Raw genomic sequence first — 17499 nt, forward strand, 5'->3', positions numbered from 1 at the left:
TTACTATGAAACAAGCTTTATTGGTATTTTTAGGTGGAGGAGTTGGGAGTGTTGCTCGTTACATACTTAGTAAATGGTTAAATAATTTAGAAACTTCTATACCATACGGTACTTTGTTGTCTAATATATTTGGGAGTTTATTAATAGGATTAGTTCTTGGGTATTTTGCTAAAACTTCCAATGTTTCTGAAACGCAAACATTATTATTTGCCACAGGTTTTTGTGGTGGGTTTACAACATTTTCAACATTTGCTTATGAAAATCAAGTATTTTTAAAAAATGGAGACTACTTTTCATTTATAACATATACATTAGGATCATTAGTTTTGGGCTTTTTAGCAGTCTTTCTTGGATTGTATATTTCAAAGCTTATTTAAACACCTGTTTTTCAGTAAAATTAACCTTCAAGATAATTTTTCTAGTCTAAGTGGTAAAATATCACAGAAAAAACATCGTATTATCGCTTTATTTTTCATTTTACTAATGACTTCTCCAATTTATTAGTAAAACTGAATGCCTTCCATAGTGTAAAAACAAAAAATAACATATTAACTTTTGTTATACCTTCAAAAAAAGGGGGTAAAAAAATAGATATTTGTAAAAATTAATTCATACCCCCTAAAAATTAGGGGGTATGAAAATATAATTATATTTTTGTCTCGAAATCAATTATAAAAAACACTTTATTATGAAGAAAATTGAAGTTATCATTAGAAAATCAAAATTTGATGAAGTAAAAGAGGCTTTACATCAAATTGAAGTTAATTTTTTTAGTTACTGGGATGTAACTGGTGTTGGAAATGAAAAGCAAGGCCACGTTTATAGAGGTGTTAGTTATAGCACAACGGATATACAACGCAGGTTTTTATCAATTATAGTGTCTGATACTTTTTTAGATAGAACTGTTGATGCAATTTTGAAATCTGCTGCTACTGGTACGGTTGGAGATGGTAAATTATTTATTTCAACAATTGATGAAGTTTATAGAATTAGAACCAAAGAAAAAGGGACAGATGCTGTAAGCTAAGGAGGTAAAAAACTAATAAACTAAAAAAAATTAATTAACTATTAAATAAAAAATTATGGAAGCTAACGCTGTATTAGACTTAATGTGGATTGTGATCTGCGGAATTTTAGTATTTTTTATGCAAGCCGGATTTACGCTTGTTGAAGTTGGATTTACGAGATCAAAAAACGCAGGAAATATAATAATGAAAAATATAATGGACCTTTGCATAGGTAGCATCGGTTTTTGGGCAATTGGTTATACAGTAATGTATGGAGAGACAATTGGTTCTTTTATAGGATCTCCAACACTGTTTTTTGATGATGCTGAAAATATGCATAACTTATTCTTTCAAACTGTATTTGCTGCTACCGCGGCTACAATTGTATCTGGGGCAATAGCAGGAAGAACGAAATTCTCCACATATATAATATTCTCTTTTATAATGACGGTTGTTATTTATCCAATCTCTGGTCACTGGGTTTGGCAAGGTGAAGGATGGTTAACCGAACTTGGATTTATAGATTTTGCGGGCTCAACTGTAGTGCATTCAGTTGGTGGATGGGCTGCCTTAGTTGCAGCAATATTAGTTGGTCCTAGGTTAGGAAAATATACAAATGGAAAATCAAATGCAATTCCAGGTCATAATTTAGTTTTAGGAGCTTTAGGTGTCTTAATACTTTGGTTAGGTTGGTTTGGTTTTAATGCGGGTTCTGAATTAGCAATTTCAGGAGATAGTGCTAATGCTGTTGCGGGTATTATTATCACAACAAATTTAGCTGCTGCTGCGGGTGCATTTGCTGCTATGGTTGTTTCTTGGTTAAAGTTTGGAAAACCAGATGTCTCTATGACTTTAAATGGTGCTTTAGCTGGTTTGGTTGCTATTACTGCAGGTTGTGCTGCTGTTAGTCCTGGCGGTGCATTTATTATTGGATTGATCGGAGGATCTGTTGTTGTATTTTCAATTGAATTTATTGATAAAAAATTAAAAGTTGATGATCCGGTAGGTGCGGTTTCAGTTCACGGTGTATGTGGAGCTATTGGTACATTACTTGTTGGTGTATTTGCTATTGATGGTGGGCTTTTATATGGTGGTGGATTTTCACAACTGGGAGTGCAGGCAATTGGTGTATTGGCAATAGGTGCTTGGGCAGCTGTTACGGCTTTTGTTGTATTGTATATTTTAAAGAAAACTATTGGATTGAGAGTTTCTAAAGAAGAAGAAGTGGATGGTTTAGATATTCACGAACATAAATCAAACGTTTACAATTAAACTAATTAAATAAAAAGAATATTATTAAACTAAAATTAAAAAAATGAAAACAATTAAAAAAATTATATTGGTATTTGTAGCTATTTTATCTATTTCTACAATGAATGCTCAAGAGGAAAAGGAAGAGAAGAAGTTTAGTATAAGCGGTTCTGTCGACGGTTATTTTCAAACAAATTTAAGTGCGGCAGATAATGCAGGGCAATCTTTTGGAACTGCTTTCGCAGGAAAAACAGGATTTGCTTTAAGTATGGGAAACATTGTTTTTGCTTACGAAGGTGAAAAAGTAGGTGCTGTTCTGGATTTAGTTACTGGACCAAGAGGTTCTGGCGCTACTTTTAATAGCGATATTGTTGATGGTATCATAAATCAAGCATATGTGTACTACAACGTGTCTGAAAGCACAACCTTAACAATGGGTAGATTTAATACGTTCTTGGGGTATGAAGTTATTGCTCCAGCAGCAAACTTCAATTATAGCACTTCTTATTTATTCTCAAGCGGGCCGTTCTCACATGTGGGTATAAAAGCGGATTTTGCTTTGTCGGATGATTATAGCTTAATGTTAGCTGTTACGAATCCTTGGGATACTAATGATATTTCTATGACTGGTGAATATGCACTTGGAGCTCAATTAGGTTTTTATGGTCAATATCTTAACTTATACTATGATAGTGGTAATAACGGTGGCTTAGGTTTTGAAATTGATTATACGGGTGGATTTGATGTGTCAGATTCTTTCTTTTTAGGAATTAATGCTGCTTATAATGATAATGATGGTTCTGGTTTCTATGGAGCTGCCTTGTATCCTCAATTGGCTACTTCTGACTCTTTCTCTATTGGTTTAAGAGGTGAGTATTTTGGTAGATATGGAGATGAAAATCCTGAAGAAGAAAGTGTTTTAGGACTTACTTTAACGGGTAGTTATACTGTTGAGAACTTAACAATAAAGCCAGAATTTAGATTAGATTCTTGGAATGATGATATGCCTTATAAAGATGCGGATGGAATGCCATCTGATAACTTATCTTCTATCTTAATAGCTGCGATTTATTCGTTTTAAAGTGAATTTTAATTAGGCGAAGCCTATTTTAAAAAATTCACTATATAAAAATATATAATTGAGGTTTAGTTAAAAATTGTCCAATAGCTTTATGTTATTGGGCAATTTTGTTTTATAAATTTTAAATTATTTACATTAAAAATTTAAATGCATTAAAAATAGAGGGGTAAAATTACACATATTACAAAAAATATATTTTAACCCCCTTATAATTAGGGGTGTTAAATATTTTTTATATTTTTGACAAAATCAATTATAAAAAACACTTTAATATGAAGAAAATTGAAGCAATAATAAGAAAATCAAAATTTGATGAAGTTAAAGAGGCTTTACATGAAATCGAAGTTAATTTTTTTAGTTACTGGGATGTAACAGGAGTAGGAAATGAAAAAGAAGGACATGTTTACCGAGGGGTAAGTTATAGTACTTCAGAATTACAAAGAAGATTTTTATCGATTGTTGTTTCAGATCCATTTTTAGATAAAACAATTGAAGTTCTTTTAAAATCAGCGTATACAGGCGCTGTAGGAGATGGTAAAATATTTGTTTCAGATATTCAGGAAGCTTATAGAATTAGAACAAAAGAAAAAGGATCAGAATCTTTAAAATAAAAAGTAGACAATTACAATTATGGAAGAAACGTTATTTACGGTGAACAATGTATGGATGATGATATGTACCGCGTTGGTATTTTTAATGCATTTAGGATTTTCACTTTTAGAAATAGGATTAACAAGACAGAAAAACACGATAAATATTTTATTTAAAAATGTATTTATTATTTGTATAGGATTAGTTCTATATGCCTTAATTGGATTTAATCTAATGTACCCAGGATCATTTATTGCTGGAATTATACCTGATTATTTTATTGATTTATTTGGTTTGAGTATGCCTGAAAATGGTTTAACATCGGAATATGCCGATGGAGGTTATACTTATTGGACTGACTTTTTGTTTCAAGGAATGTTTGCGGCAACTGCAGCTACTATTGTATCTGGAGCTGTAGCAGAAAGAATTAAACTTGGTGCATTTATGATATTTACAATTATTTATGTAGGCTTAGTTTACCCTGTTGTAGGTTCTTGGAAATGGGGATTAGGTTGGTTAGATGAGCTTGGATTTTATGATTTTGCAGGATCAACTTTAGTACATTCTGTTGGAGGATGGGCTGCATTAGTTGCGGTTTGGTTATTAGGAGCAAGAATTGGAAAATTTAAAAAAGATGGTTCGGTAGGAGCAATTCCGGGACATAATATGCCATTTGCAACTGCAGGTGTATTTATTTTATGGTTAGGTTGGTTCGGATTTAATGGAGGTTCTGTACTTTCTGCAGCTCCAGGATCAACTTCATTAGTTTTAGTAACAACTTGTATAGCAGCTGCATCAGGTGGATTGGGTGCTTTCTTAGTCTCATTATTTAAATATAAACAATACGATTTATCAATGTTTTTAAATGGTGTATTAGGAGGTTTAGTTGGAATTACTGCTGGAGCAGATTTAATGAGTGTAACTGATGCTATATTAATTGGTTTTATTGCAGGTGCTTTAATAGTATTAGGGGTTGCTTTAATTGATAAATTAAAATTAGATGATCCAGTTGGTGCAATTGCAGTGCATTTAATTTGTGGAATTTGGGGGACTTTAGCAGTTGGAATATTTGGAGATTTAGCTGGTTGGTCTCAATTAGGTTACCAAGCAATTGGGGTGGTTTCAATAGGTGCAACTTGTTTAATTTCTGCTTATGCAATTATTAAAACATTAAAAAGCACCGTCGGAATTAGAGTTTCTAAAGAAGAAGAGCAAGAAGGTTTAGATATACATGAACATGGTATGGATGCTTATCCAGATTTCCGTTTAAACCAACATTAATTTTATATATAGATTTAGTCTGACAAAAATTTATATTAAAAAGCCCATTCAATTAATTTGAATGGGCTTTTTTTAATGTTGCACTTCATATGCTTTTACACCAACAGGAATTTCTATGGGAATGTTATTTTCTTTGGGAGGGATAGGGCAGGAATATTTATGATTATAAGCGCATAAAGGATTATATGCCTTATTAAAATCTATAATAATTGTGTTACCATTATTTTCTGGAATTTCTAAATCAATAAAACGTCCTCCACCATAGGTTGTTTTGTTATTTGTAGCATCATTAAATGGTAGAAATAAGTAGTTTTTATATTCATATTTTAGCATTAAATCTTGACTTTGGAAAATATTTAATTCAATTTTTTCGCCGTTTAAAGTAAACCTTGCAATTCCATATATTCTATACAAAGGCAATCTCTCAGTAGTGGTTTGCATTTCAAATATTGGAGTATTTGGGGTTAACTCAAATTCAGCTTCAATTCTGTATTTTTCATTAATATCAAAAAATTCTAAGGATTTAAATGTTTTAATATCTTCTTCGGTTAAAGGAGATTCTTCTTCGTTGGCAAATTCGGTGTTTAATTTATATTGAAAAAGCTTAATTTCATCAGTGTAGTTTGTTTTTTTATTTGAACAGCTTGTGTAAAGTATCACTAAAAGCAGGGGTAAAAATATATTTTTCATCTATTAAAAATTTAAGATTTAAAAGTACAAAAAAACAACCGTTGGAAATAAAATCATTTAAAATTGAAATATTTTTGTAGATTTGATAAAAATAAAGAACATTTTAATGAATAATTGTAGACTATATATTACCGTGAATAAGTGGTTTTTAAAGAACTGCCGGTGTATTAATGTGCTATAATTATTTATTTTTAAATAATATCAATTTAATTTAAACCCGGCTTTTAGCCGGGTTTTTTAGTTTTAAACAATGGTAAAAAAATTAATATTTTCATATAAAGATTCATTTAGAGGGTTGTCCAAAGAAGTTTGGTGGTTGGCTTTAATAACTTTTATAAATAGAGCAGGTACAATGGTATTACCATTCTTGTCATTATATTTAACAGAAGATTTAAATTTAACGCTGGCTCAGGTAGGTTGGATTATGTCTAGTTTTGGAGTTGGGTCTTTATTGGGTTCTTGGTTGGGAGGAAAACTAACAGACTCTTTTGGTTTTTATAGAGTAATGTTTTGGAGTTTATTATTAACAGGTTTTCTGTTTATTGGATTGCAATATATATCAACGTTTTATGGGTTTGTATTTGGAATATTTTTAACAATGACCGTTGCTGATACTTTTAGACCCGCAATGTTTGTTTCGTTGAAAGCGTATAGTAAAAAGGAAAATCAAACAAGGTCGTTAACATTAATACGCTTAGCAATAAATTTAGGTTTTTCATTTGGTCCTTTTTTAGGAGGAATTATAATAGCTACAATTGGATATTCAGGACTTTTTTGGGTAGATGGAATTACCTGTATTGGAGCTGTTTTATTAATGAAATTTGTACTTAAACAAAAAGAATATTTTAAAAAAGAATCTAACGTTTCTTTAGATGTTAATAAGAAAGAAGTTTCAATTTATAAGGATAAGCCTTATTGGATATTCTTAGCAGTTGTATTTTTAATGGGGTTTATATTTTTACAATTATTTACAACAATGCCGCTGTTTTATAAAGAAATTCACTCTTTAACTGAAGTTCAAATTGGTTTATTAATATCTATAAATGGATTTTTGATTTTTTTGCTTGAAATGCCTTTAATTCATTATATAGAAAAGAAATTATTTGACCGTATGAAAATAATCACTTGGAGTTTAATTTTAATTGCATTGAGTTACACAGTGTTAAATAGTACCAATTGGAGTGGAATTTTAATTGTTGGGATGTTATTTATAACTTTAGGTGAAATGCTAGCCTTTCCTTTTACAAATAATTTTGCAATGAACAGAGCTCCAATTGGGAAAGAGGGCAGATATCTTGCATTGTATTCAATGGCATTTTCATTAGCTCATATTTTTAGTGCCAAAACAGGGATGGAGGTAATCGATAGGTTTGGATATACTGCAAATTGGTTTTTAATGGGTGGATTAGGCTTGTTCGCTGTAATACTGATGGTTATTTTAAGAAAAATGTTAGCGAATACTGAAAATATAAGTTAAATAATTGATGTTTTTGTATCATATTAAGTAGTATAATTATTAAAAAACGTGTTATTTATTAATTATTTTTGAGTAGTTACATTTCAGATTGATTTCTTGGAGTGTAATTACAATTTATTGAACATAAATAATCTTAATAATGAAAAAAATAATTTTAAAACAGTTTGTTCTTGTTTTGTTACTAATATTAGTGTCGTGCGGTAATAAACAAGAAAAAAAAGAAGTAGTAAAAATTGTTGAAGCGCCAGTTTTAGCAAAAATAAGTGTTAAAGGAAATTCTTTTGTAACCGCTGATGGAACTCCAATTGTATTTAGAGGATTAGACACTAGTGACCCGGATAAATTAGAAAAAGACGGTCATTGGAATTTAGAATATTTTCAAGAGATGAAAAATTGGGGAGCAACAATTACGCGTTTTCCAGTACATCCAAAAGCTTGGAGAGAAAGAGGTAAGGAGGCTTATTTAAAATTAATTGATGATGGTTTAAATTGGGCTACTGAAGTTGGGATTTATGTAATTATGGATTGGCATAGTATAGGTAATTTAAGAGAGGATAAATATTTTATGCCAATGTATGAAACCACTATGGAAGAAACTGAAGATTTCTGGAGAACGATGGCTGTTAAGTATAAAGACAATACTACTTTGGCTTTTTTCGAATTATTTAATGAACCAACTACCTATAATGGAACTTTAGGAACTTGTACTTGGGATGAGTGGAAAGTTTTGATGGAAAAATTAATAAATGTAATTAGAGAAAGCGGATGTGAAACGGTACCATTAGTAGCGGGATTTAATTGGGGATATGATTTAACGCCACTTAAAGAAAATCCAATTTCTGCTGAAGGAATAGGTTATGTTAGTCATCCATATCCTCAAAAAAGAGAAAAACCGTGGGAGCCAAAATGGACAGAAGATTGGGGATTTGCAGCTGAAAAATATCCATTGATTTTATCTGAAATGGGCTTTTGTGGACCAGATGATGAAGGAGCGCACATTCCAGTAATTAGTGACGAGTCTTATGGTGATGCAATTACAAAATACGCTGATGAAAGAGGGATTTCTTACACAGTTTGGGTGTTTGACCCAAATTGGTCTCCAATGTTATTTAATGATTGGGAATTTACACCATCAAGACAAGGTGTGTATTTCAAGAAGGCATTACAAGGTTATCATAAAAAATAGTAATAGTATAAAATGAAAATCCCGCCTTTATAGCGGGATTTTCATTTTATAATTCCTAATGTTACTTTGAATAATTCTTAATTATTTCTTTTACATTTTTACTATCTTCAACAGCATTTACTTCAGCATTCTTATAAATAACTTTCCGTTCTTTATTTAAAATAAATGTCCATCTAGGAGTAGTAATACTTCGAACTAATAGAAAATTTTCACCGTCAATTTCACGTGTTATTTCACCACCTTTATTTGCTGGAACTCCAAATATTTTTGAAATAGTTCCTTCATTATCAGAAAGTAATGGAAAATTTAGTTGGTATGAGTCTTTAAAATATTTTAAATTTTTAACTTCATCACCACTAATTCCAATAACTGTAACGCCAAGTTCATCAAAAGAGGCTTTATCATCTCTATAAGCACAGGCTTGTTTAGTGCAACCACCTGTCATAGCCGCTGGATAAAAATATACAACTAAAAAATCAGATTTAGCACTGGTAGATTTCCAAACATTACCTTGATCATCTAAAGCTGAAAATTCACCAATCTTATCACCTAACTTCATTTGGTTGTTCTCTTGAGAAATTAAATTAATTGTAATAAATAAAAATGCAATTGTACTTATAATATTTTTCATTTTTTAAGATTTTAAATACAATAATACAAATAGATTGCTAATAAATTTATTCATTACAGTTTATTAACTTTACAATTATTGAATTAATTTATTCTGGTATTCCAAAATTATCAACAACGTAATCCAAATCTTTATCTCCACGTCCACTTAAATTCACAAGGATTGATTGTTTTGGATTTTCTTTTGCTAATTTAAAAGCATAGGCAACTGCATGTGCGCTTTCCAAAGCAGGAATAATTCCTTCTAATCTACTTAATTCATAAAAAGTATCAATACATTCTTTGTCGGTTATACTTTCGTATGTTACTTTATTCAAGTCTTTAAGCATACTATGTTCCGGTCCAACACCAGGATAATCTAATCCGCTGGCAATAGAATGTACTGGAGCTGGTTCGCCTTTTTCATCTTGTAAGGTATAGCATTTAAAGCCGTGAATAATTCCAGGTTTCCCTAATGTCATTGTTGCGGCATGTTCTCCCAGTTTAAATGATTTTCCTGCAGGTTCAACACCAAATAATTTACATTCTTCATCTTCTAAAAAAGCTGAAAAAATTCCCATGGCATTACTTCCTCCTCCAACACAAGCTACTACATTATCAGGTAATTCACCAGTCATATCATAAAATTGATCTTTTGCTTCAATTCCTACAACTCGTTGAAAATCTCGAACCATCATTGGAAATGGATGAGGACCAACAACAGAACCAATACAATAAATTGTATTAATGGGGTCTTCTAAATAGGCGCCAAAAGCGCTATCAACAGCTTCTTTCAATGTTTTTAATCCGTGAGTTACTGGGATAACAGTAGCTCCTAAAATTTTCATACGAAGTACATTTGGGTATTCTTTTGCAATATCAACTTCACCCATATGAATCTCACATTCCAAACCAAAATAAGCAGCAGCAGTTGCTAAAGCAACTCCATGTTGTCCTGCTCCGGTTTCAGCAATTAATTTCTTTTTACCCATATATTTTGCAAGTAAAGCTTCACCCATACAATGGTTTAGTTTATGTGCGCCTGTATGGTTTAAATCTTCACGTTTCATGTAAATTTGTCCGCCATATTTTTGAGATAAACGATGACAATGATAAACGGGTGTTGGTCTTCCTTGAAAATGTTTGCGAATATTTCGAAGTTCTGAAATAAATTTATGTGATTTACTTATTGAAAAATAAGCATCGTTTATTTTTTTCATTTCTTCTTCAAGCTGAGGAGGAATAAAAGCACCTCCATATTCGTTAAAAAAGCCTTCTTTGTTTGGGTAGTTTTTGAAATAATTTGCTGACATTTTATTGTATTTTTTAATTTAAAGTTGAATTAATATAGCAACTTCTAAATTAATAATTTTCAAGACAAAATTATCTTCTATTATTAAAAAATATATAAATTATATTTTTACTTTTTTAAAAGATGAAGAAGGATTGTTTTTAAGGTTTGCTTTTGTACTTTATTTTTAAATTAAATCGTAGTTTTTTTAAATAAGAACCACGATTTATTTGCAATTTTTTCTGTTATTTTTTCAACATAAGTTGATCCTGCCCAAGGGTCAATTGTTTTTAGAATTTCAATTTCTTCTTCAAAAAATAAATAATCTTTATCTTTTGAAATTATACTTTGGCAACCACCTAATATGGCTTGAAAAGCATCAAAAGGAGCATCTACTGTAGCATTTATAGTTAATGCAAAGGAACGTTGGTTTTTTGGGTTAAATTGTTTAATTAGTTTTGACCAAAGCATTCTTGCTGCACGCATTTTTGCGATTTCATCAAAATGGTTTTTTCCGATTTTTGTTTCAAAAGTTAATTGGGGAGCAATGGTGTCAATAGTATAATTAGCCTCAATATTTTTTCGAATATGGCTTAAGGATTCAGCTAAAAAAGTTGATAATTCAATTTCAGGGGTTGTATTTTCTTTAGTAAGTGTATCAGTTGAAATTTTGGTTTCTAACGGTGTTTGAAAATACATAGTTGAATGTATTCCCCTCAGATTTGGTGAGACACCAGCAATATAATCTTCATGTTCAAAATAAGAATCTTTCTCATTTTTCACTTCTATTTTTATATTTGAAAAATCTTTACGCTTCATTTTCCAACCTTTTTTGTTCCAATTTTTCAGCTAATCGTTTCGGACTAATTGGAACGATTAAAGTTTTATATGATTTGCCTTTTAAAAATGGATTTATATGTAAATCTTTTAATGTGCCATATTCATTAGGATGTTTGTTAGCTCCTAATAAAACTAAATTACCAGTATTAAACTGATGCTGTTCTTTTTGAGCGTTTTCTTTAATTTTTCTTTGGATAGTTCCTTCTTTCAATTGATTTAATAATCCGCCGCTTTTTTCAATATCTTTAAAGATTTCCAAAGCTTTTTCAGCAATTTGTTTAGTGATAGTTTCTATATAATAAGAATCAGTTGCAATATTTTGAGCTCCAGATTCTTTTAATAAAATTAATGGATTTAGGTTATTTTCTTTTAATTTAAAAGGATGACTTGATACCGTATTTACGCCACCTAAAATTGCGCTCATACATTCAGTTGTAGCTCGTAACTTATTAATATGAGCACCAAGTATTGTTTTATTCCGTAAACTTGGTTGTGCAAACACTTTAGGTTGAACATTGGTATTGTATTCCTGTAAAATAAGATTAAACAGATACCTAAAAGCTCTAATTTTTGCAATTTCAAAGAAATAATTACTTCCAATAGCAAAATTGAATTGAATTTTATCTGCAACATTCCCACCAAATTTTGTTAAATATTCGTTTGCATGAGCAATTGCATATGCAACTTGTTGAACTACATTTGCGCCAGAATTTTGATAAATATCAGCCCGAACACTTAAATAACAAGTTGAAGTATTTGGTTTAAAAATAGTCTCTAAATTTTTAAAATCCTCATTTAGGGATTTAAACCAATTTCCTGATTTAGCAAGATTTCCAATAATATCAATATTAAAATAAACAGTCTCATTTTTTAGTTTTTCAGCTAATTCAGCAATGAAAACTGGAGAAAAGAAACTGAATTCAAACTGAAAATCTATTTTTTTATCTAAAATATTTGCAAATACAACATCAATATTAAATGATTTTTTGACAATAAATTTTAAAGATTTTGCACCCTGTTTTATACTTTCAATGACAATTTTATTAGCTTCTTCTTCAGCAGTAATAATTATATATTGGCAAATTTTAAAATCCTCAATTGGAACCGGGATTTCTAATTTTTCAAAATTATCTGAATGATAAAAAGGCTTTATTGTAATCCCTTCATTTGTTGAAGTTAGCAGCGTTTTATAATCTTCTCCATTAAGTTCAAACTGAATTTTTTGTTTCCAGGCTGCCGCAGAACTAGGTTCAAAATCTTCAGTTAAAAGGTTGCTCATATGTATTAAGTTTAAACTAAACTTAGTGTTTTAAATTCTGTACTACTTTTTATTTAGTGTATCGTATTCAATAATATAAATATCTTCATTTTCTTTTTTCATTTTATACTCTTCTCTTGCAAATTTTTCTAATTCTTCTTTATCATCTAATTTATTAATGAGCTCTTTATCTTCATCAATTTGCGATTTGTAATATTCCTTCTCCTTATTAAGTTTGTTTATTTCATTGTTGAATTCTTTGTGATTTATCCAGGAATTTTCATCAAAAAACACCATCCATACAATAAACGTTATTAAAATCAGCACATAACGATTTAATAAAATTTTTATAATTGGTTTATTTTTGAACTGGTTAAATGTCATAAATCATAATTTATTACTAATAACAGTTCTAACTATATCAACTGCAACGGTATTGTATCGGTCATTTGGAATTATAATATCAGCATAATTTTTAGTAGGTTCAATAAATTGCTGGTGCATTGGTTTTAACGTGTTTTGGTATCTGGTTAAAACTTCATTAATATCACGTCCACGTTCTTCAATATCACGTCTTACTCTTCTTATTAGTCTTTCATCAGTGTCAGCATGTACAAATATTTTGATATCAAAAAGATCACGTAATTCTTTGCTGTTGAAAATTAGAATTCCTTCAACAATTACAACCTTTCTAGGATGGGTAACAATAGTATCTTTTGTTCTGTCATGGGTAACAAATGAATAAATAGGTTGTTCAATAATTTCCCCTTTTTTTAAATTGTTTATATGTTGTACCAGTAAATTGAAATCAATAGCTTTTGGATGATCAAAATTTATTTTTGTACGTTCTTGGTACGACAGGTTGTGCGTTTCATTATAATATGAATCTTGCGAGATTACGCAAACTTCATCAGCTGGTAATTCGTTTAAAATTTGGTTTACAACCGTAGTTTTACCACTTCCTGTTCCGCCAGCAATTCCAATAATTAACATATAAGTTTATTTAGTGAGGCAAATTTAATGATTCTATAGTTGTTGAAAACTGATTTGTGTTATTTTTTTATAGACTAAGATATTATTTCTAATTAGTAATTTGAAGTTAAAATTAAAAATAAAAAAAAGCCTCTTCATTTGAAGAGGCTTTTTGAGCCGATGGAGGGACTCGAACCCACGACCTGCTGATTACAAATCAGCTGCTCTAGCCAGCTGAGCTACATCGGCTTATTAGCGGATGCAAATTAACTTTATTTAAAATTAATTTGCAAGTAAATTATCATTTTTTTTATTGAAAATATATAGTTGTTTTTCAAAATTATTTTTTTAGAATTTTACTCATTAATTTTTTCGAATATAATTGATATTATTATCAAATTTAAAATGCTAAAAAGAGGTAAATATTTCGGTAGAATTGGATAATTGTGGCATTTTATTCAATAAATAAATGTAATAACTTTTCACTAATTTTTCTTTATACAAAATGTTATATTTGGTTGAATAAATTATACTGCTTTGTTCAATTAATGAATTAATATCAGCATCAAATTCAAGAGGTGAAGTTTTAATTAGAACGACTTGTTTTTCCTTAATTTCAGTATATGGTATTCCCCATATGTCAAATTGATTCATTCTTCTTCCTGAATAGGGTAAACAGTAAGTTTTAGGATGTCCTGTGCTATAGAAAGTTAACTGAGAAGCTATTTGGTACTTATCAGATAGAATTATGTAATCTTTTCCATCACATTTGTTATTTATTTCAACGTCTACAAAATTGGCAAGCCCTTTCCAATCTACCAATTTACCAAAAGGATCTATTTTAGCTGGGATTAGTTTCGAAAAATGGGGGGTGAAAGTTTCAAAAACAGGTTGTAATAATAGTAGGAGTAATAATATGGAAGAAAAAGCTATGTATTTTTTTACTACTTTATTTAGTAGAATTCCTGATTTTAATATTGCTTTAAGTAAAATTATGTAAAAAGGAATGTAGCTGAAAATAAGCCAATTTATTTGAACTCTTTTAATTAAAGAAATACAAGTAAAGGTAATAAAAACAAAAGTTATTAGAAAAATTATAAATTGCTCAAAACCACCTTTTAAATAGCTTCCTATTTTGTATTTTTTCCAATAAAAGAAAAGAAATAAAAAAGGTAGGTTTAATAATAATTGTCCCCCAAAAAATTCTAGTAGATATATTATTGATTTGTTTAAGCTAATAAATTTTCTACCTATACCAGATAAATTGGATATATGAAATACACCTACCATATCATGGTTTATATTCCAAATTAAAACTGGAGTAAAAAATATGGTGGCTATTAGTATAGAAATGTAATATCCTTGTTGTTTTAGTAATTCTTTTCTTTTAAAAAGAAGATATATAAATGAAAATGGGATAAAAAACAACAATGAATACTTTGCTAAAAATCCAATTCCTATAGATAATCCAGTTAATATCCAAAATGTTAAGCTGTTTTTTTGGGTGGCCATCCAAAAGAAATAACAGGTAAGTAGCCAAAAAAATGAAACTAAAACATCTGTAGTAAAGAACATAGATATATAGTGGTATGCAGGTAATATTAAAAGTCCTGATGAAACAAAAAATGCCATTTTTTTAGAACGGTATAACTGTTCAACAATATAATACGTTGTTAAACCAATAATACTTCCAATTATAACGGCATTTAATTTAACTGTCCAGGTATAGCTTCCAAATATTGAAGATGTAAAACCATTGATGTAGGCAATTAGCGGGGGTTTGGAGTAATAGGACCAATCTAAGTGTTTAGACCATAACCAATATTGAGATTCTTCAGGATCAAGGTCAATTCCTCCAGAAACTGCAAATAAAATCCTTAACGCACTAACTACAATGTATAGGAGAACAATCTGTTTCCACCCATAGTTTAGTGTAATACTCTGATTAAATTTATTATCATTTGTTATTTGTTTAAATAGAAACATAACAAAGTATTTATAAATTAATATTAAATGCTTAAAACATTTATAATTCAATAAAAATAGAGGGATGAAAAATTAACGTATTATATCAATTATAGGGTTTCTAATTAGATACAGAATATGCGTATAGATTATACTAAATCTAAATATAAAGTTAAAGCTTTTATTAGGAATAATCAATTAAATTATATTTAAAAGAAATATTTTTTTGAATAAAAAAAGAAAAAACCTGATAACAGTATTATCAGGTTTTTTAGAAATGTTGTCGGGGTGGCAGGATTCGAACCTGCGACCTCCTCGTCCCAAACGAGGCGCGATAACCGGGCTACGCTACACCCCGAATAATTTCGGTTTGCAAATATAAAACTAATTAAACATTTACCAAGTAATTATTCGAAAATAAGTTTGTAGGGTCTTTTTATGGCATTTTCGAGTTCGAAAATGCCAATGTTTCTACTTTTTCTAATAGTTTCTTTGCCATCAAAAAAGACAAGAATAGTAGGCTCTACAAAAGCATTGTACTTTGGAGCTATTTCTGGACTTAAATTTAAATCTATATTGTAAAATTTTATTTTTGGAAAGTTATTTTCTAATAAACTTCTAACTTTTGGTTCTAATGCTTCCCCTACATTGCAGGAGTTTGTAGAGAAATAGAGTAAAAGAGCTATTTCTGTAGCTAGTTTTTCGTTTAAATTTTCAAAAGTTGTTAGATATTCCTGATGTTGCATATCGAGTGATTAATTAACCAAAATTAATGTAAAATACCATAAGTTGGGCAATGAATGTTACCTATTTTGTTTGTTTATAGTCGCATTATTAAAAATTATAAACAAAGGTGTTAATTTCTATTTAAATGGGCTAAATTTGTTCATCGATAAAATAAAATAAATTAATGATGGCTGATACTATTGAAAGAATAAAATGTTTAATAATTGGTTCTGGACCTGCAGGATATACTGCTGCAATTTATGCTGCAAGAGCAGATTTAAAGCCAGTAATGTATACGGGAATGCAAATGGGAGGGCAATTAACAACAACTACGGAAGTTGATAATTTTCCAGGTTACCCAAATGGAACAGATGGTACTGCTATGATGGAAGATTTAAAAAATCAAGCAGAACGTTTTGGAACTCAAGTAAGATTTGGTTTAGTTACAAGTGTTGATTTTAGTAAAGAAATAGGAGGTATTCATAAAGTTACAGTTGATGAATCTATTCAAATTGAAGCTGAAACAGTTATTATCTCTACAGGAGCAACTGCTAAATATTTAGGTTTAGAAAGTGAGCAAAGATTAATTGGAGGTGGAGTTTCTGCTTGTGCTACGTGTGATGGGTTCTTTTATAAAGGACAAGATGTAGTTGTTGTTGGTGCAGGAGATACAGCTGCGGAAGAAGCTACATATCTTTCAAATATTTGTAAAAAAGTAACTTTATTAGTCCGTAAAGACTATATGAGAGCTTCAAAAGCAATGCAACATAGAGTTAATAAAACGGCAAACTTAGAAGTTAAATATAATACTGAAATTGATGAGGTATTAGGTGACAATGTTGTTGAAGGTGTTAGAGTTTTTAATAATGTTACTGGTAAAAAGGAAGTGATTGATGTAACAGGTGTTTTTATTGCAATTGGCCATAGACCAAATACTGAAATATTTAAAGGTATTTTAGATATGGATGAAACTGGTTATTTATTTACTAAGGGGAAATCTACAAAAACAAACTTGCCCGGTGTTTTTGCGGCAGGAGATGTACAGGATAAAGAGTATAGACAAGCGGTTACAGCGGCAGGGACTGGTTGTATGGCAGCATTAGATGCGGAACGATATCTGGGATCTTTAGATTAAAAAATAAAATATTATATTTAGAACCCAAGACTTGTTCTTGGGTTTTTTTGTGGTCGATAAATGCAATCGTTTTCGTAAATTATAAAAATAATAAACTCTTTAATATGTTGAAGTCATTAATTTTGTTGTCTAAAAATTT

Annotated in this window: 18 protein-coding genes and 2 tRNA genes; 9 read left to right on the forward strand and 11 right to left on the reverse strand. The window is 30.0% G+C overall.

The features are described from left to right. Positions 1-5: 5 nt before the first annotated feature. The 6 genes from crcB to CHB63_RS14835 all read left to right on the forward strand — a co-directional run bounded on the left by crcB (position 6) and on the right by CHB63_RS14835 (position 5211). Positions 6-377, forward strand: a complete 372-nt coding sequence (crcB, locus tag CHB63_RS14810) for a fluoride efflux transporter CrcB (RefSeq protein ID WP_089379254.1) — start codon at positions 6-8, stop codon at positions 375-377. 311 nt (positions 378-688) lie between these two features. Further along, positions 689-1027 carry a P-II family nitrogen regulator gene (locus tag CHB63_RS14815; protein ID WP_089379255.1) on the forward strand — a complete coding sequence of 113 codons (339 nt, stop codon included), beginning with the start codon at positions 689-691 and terminating at the stop codon, positions 1025-1027. Between the two features lie 55 nt (positions 1028-1082). Then, the gene (locus CHB63_RS14820; protein ID WP_089379256.1) at positions 1083-2279 is read left to right on the forward strand and encodes an ammonium transporter; all 1197 of its coding nucleotides are present in this window, start codon (positions 1083-1085) and stop codon (positions 2277-2279) included. A gap of 43 nt (positions 2280-2322) precedes the next feature. Further along, positions 2323-3339 carry an outer membrane beta-barrel protein gene (locus CHB63_RS14825; RefSeq protein ID WP_089379257.1) on the forward strand — a complete coding sequence of 339 codons (1017 nt, stop codon included), beginning with the start codon at positions 2323-2325 and terminating at the stop codon, positions 3337-3339. 272 nt (positions 3340-3611) lie between these two features. After that, positions 3612-3950, forward strand: a complete 339-nt coding sequence (locus CHB63_RS14830; RefSeq protein WP_089379258.1) for a P-II family nitrogen regulator — start codon at positions 3612-3614, stop codon at positions 3948-3950. 19 nt (positions 3951-3969) lie between these two features. Beyond that, positions 3970-5211 carry an ammonium transporter gene (locus CHB63_RS14835; protein ID WP_089379259.1) on the forward strand — a complete coding sequence of 414 codons (1242 nt, stop codon included), beginning with the start codon at positions 3970-3972 and terminating at the stop codon, positions 5209-5211. Between the two features lie 72 nt (positions 5212-5283). Here the strand turns inward: CHB63_RS14835 and CHB63_RS14840 are convergent, their stop codons facing one another. Beyond that, positions 5284-5901: a DUF1684 domain-containing protein gene (locus CHB63_RS14840; RefSeq protein WP_089379260.1), complete on the reverse strand. Its 618-nt coding sequence runs from the start codon at positions 5899-5901 to the stop codon at positions 5284-5286. 250 nt (positions 5902-6151) lie between these two features. Between CHB63_RS14840 and CHB63_RS14845 the strand changes: the two genes are divergently transcribed. Beyond that, positions 6152-7378 carry an MDR family MFS transporter gene (locus CHB63_RS14845; protein WP_089379261.1) on the forward strand — a complete coding sequence of 409 codons (1227 nt, stop codon included), beginning with the start codon at positions 6152-6154 and terminating at the stop codon, positions 7376-7378. A gap of 139 nt (positions 7379-7517) precedes the next feature. Beyond that, positions 7518-8564: a glycoside hydrolase family 5 protein gene (locus tag CHB63_RS14850; RefSeq protein WP_089379262.1), complete on the forward strand. Its 1047-nt coding sequence runs from the start codon at positions 7518-7520 to the stop codon at positions 8562-8564. A gap of 61 nt (positions 8565-8625) precedes the next feature. Here the strand turns inward: CHB63_RS14850 and CHB63_RS14855 are convergent, their stop codons facing one another. The 10 genes from CHB63_RS14855 to CHB63_RS14900 form a co-directional block, all read right to left on the reverse strand. Continuing rightward, positions 8626-9195 (reverse strand): peroxiredoxin, encoded by a 570-nt coding sequence (locus CHB63_RS14855; RefSeq protein ID WP_089379263.1) that lies wholly within the window; start codon positions 9193-9195, stop codon positions 8626-8628. Between the two features lie 88 nt (positions 9196-9283). Then, positions 9284-10486, reverse strand: coding sequence for a tryptophan synthase subunit beta (gene trpB, locus CHB63_RS14860; RefSeq protein WP_089379264.1), 1203 nt, complete (start codon positions 10484-10486; stop codon positions 9284-9286). Between the two features lie 170 nt (positions 10487-10656). Further along, positions 10657-11283, reverse strand: coding sequence for a methylmalonyl-CoA mutase family protein (locus CHB63_RS14865; protein WP_089379265.1), 627 nt, complete (start codon positions 11281-11283; stop codon positions 10657-10659). Next, on the reverse strand, positions 11273-12583 hold the full coding sequence (locus CHB63_RS14870) for a methylmalonyl-CoA mutase family protein (RefSeq protein WP_089379266.1): 1311 nt from the start codon (positions 12581-12583) through the stop codon (positions 11273-11275). Before CHB63_RS14870 ends, CHB63_RS14865 begins: the two co-directional genes overlap by 11 nt. 42 nt (positions 12584-12625) lie before the next feature. Then, the gene (locus CHB63_RS14875; RefSeq protein WP_089379267.1) at positions 12626-12946 is read right to left on the reverse strand and encodes an FtsB family cell division protein; all 321 of its coding nucleotides are present in this window, start codon (positions 12944-12946) and stop codon (positions 12626-12628) included. Between the two features lie 3 nt (positions 12947-12949). Further along, a complete protein-coding gene (gene udk, locus CHB63_RS14880; protein ID WP_089379268.1) occupies positions 12950-13555 on the reverse strand; it encodes a uridine kinase in 606 nt (201 codons plus the stop codon). Positions 13556-13709: 154 nt separating this feature from the next. Further along, positions 13710-13783: transfer RNA gene (locus CHB63_RS14885), tRNA-Thr, on the reverse strand. A gap of 159 nt (positions 13784-13942) precedes the next feature. Then, positions 13943-15520, reverse strand: coding sequence for an ArnT family glycosyltransferase (locus CHB63_RS14890; RefSeq protein WP_089379269.1), 1578 nt, complete (start codon positions 15518-15520; stop codon positions 13943-13945). A gap of 262 nt (positions 15521-15782) precedes the next feature. Next, positions 15783-15857 (reverse strand) — tRNA-Pro (locus CHB63_RS14895). Positions 15858-15906: 49 nt separating this feature from the next. Continuing rightward, positions 15907-16245 carry a thioredoxin family protein gene (locus CHB63_RS14900; protein WP_089379270.1) on the reverse strand — a complete coding sequence of 113 codons (339 nt, stop codon included), beginning with the start codon at positions 16243-16245 and terminating at the stop codon, positions 15907-15909. A gap of 167 nt (positions 16246-16412) precedes the next feature. On the opposite strand from CHB63_RS14900, the gene trxB reads away from it, so the two are divergent. Next, on the forward strand, positions 16413-17360 hold the full coding sequence (gene trxB / locus CHB63_RS14905; RefSeq protein WP_089379317.1) for a thioredoxin-disulfide reductase: 948 nt from the start codon (positions 16413-16415) through the stop codon (positions 17358-17360). The last annotated feature ends 139 nt before the right edge of the window (positions 17361-17499 follow it).

This window comes from Lutibacter flavus, from assembly GCF_900188355.1.
In the GTDB taxonomy this organism is placed as follows: Bacteria; Bacteroidota; Bacteroidia; order Flavobacteriales; family Flavobacteriaceae; genus Lutibacter; species Lutibacter flavus.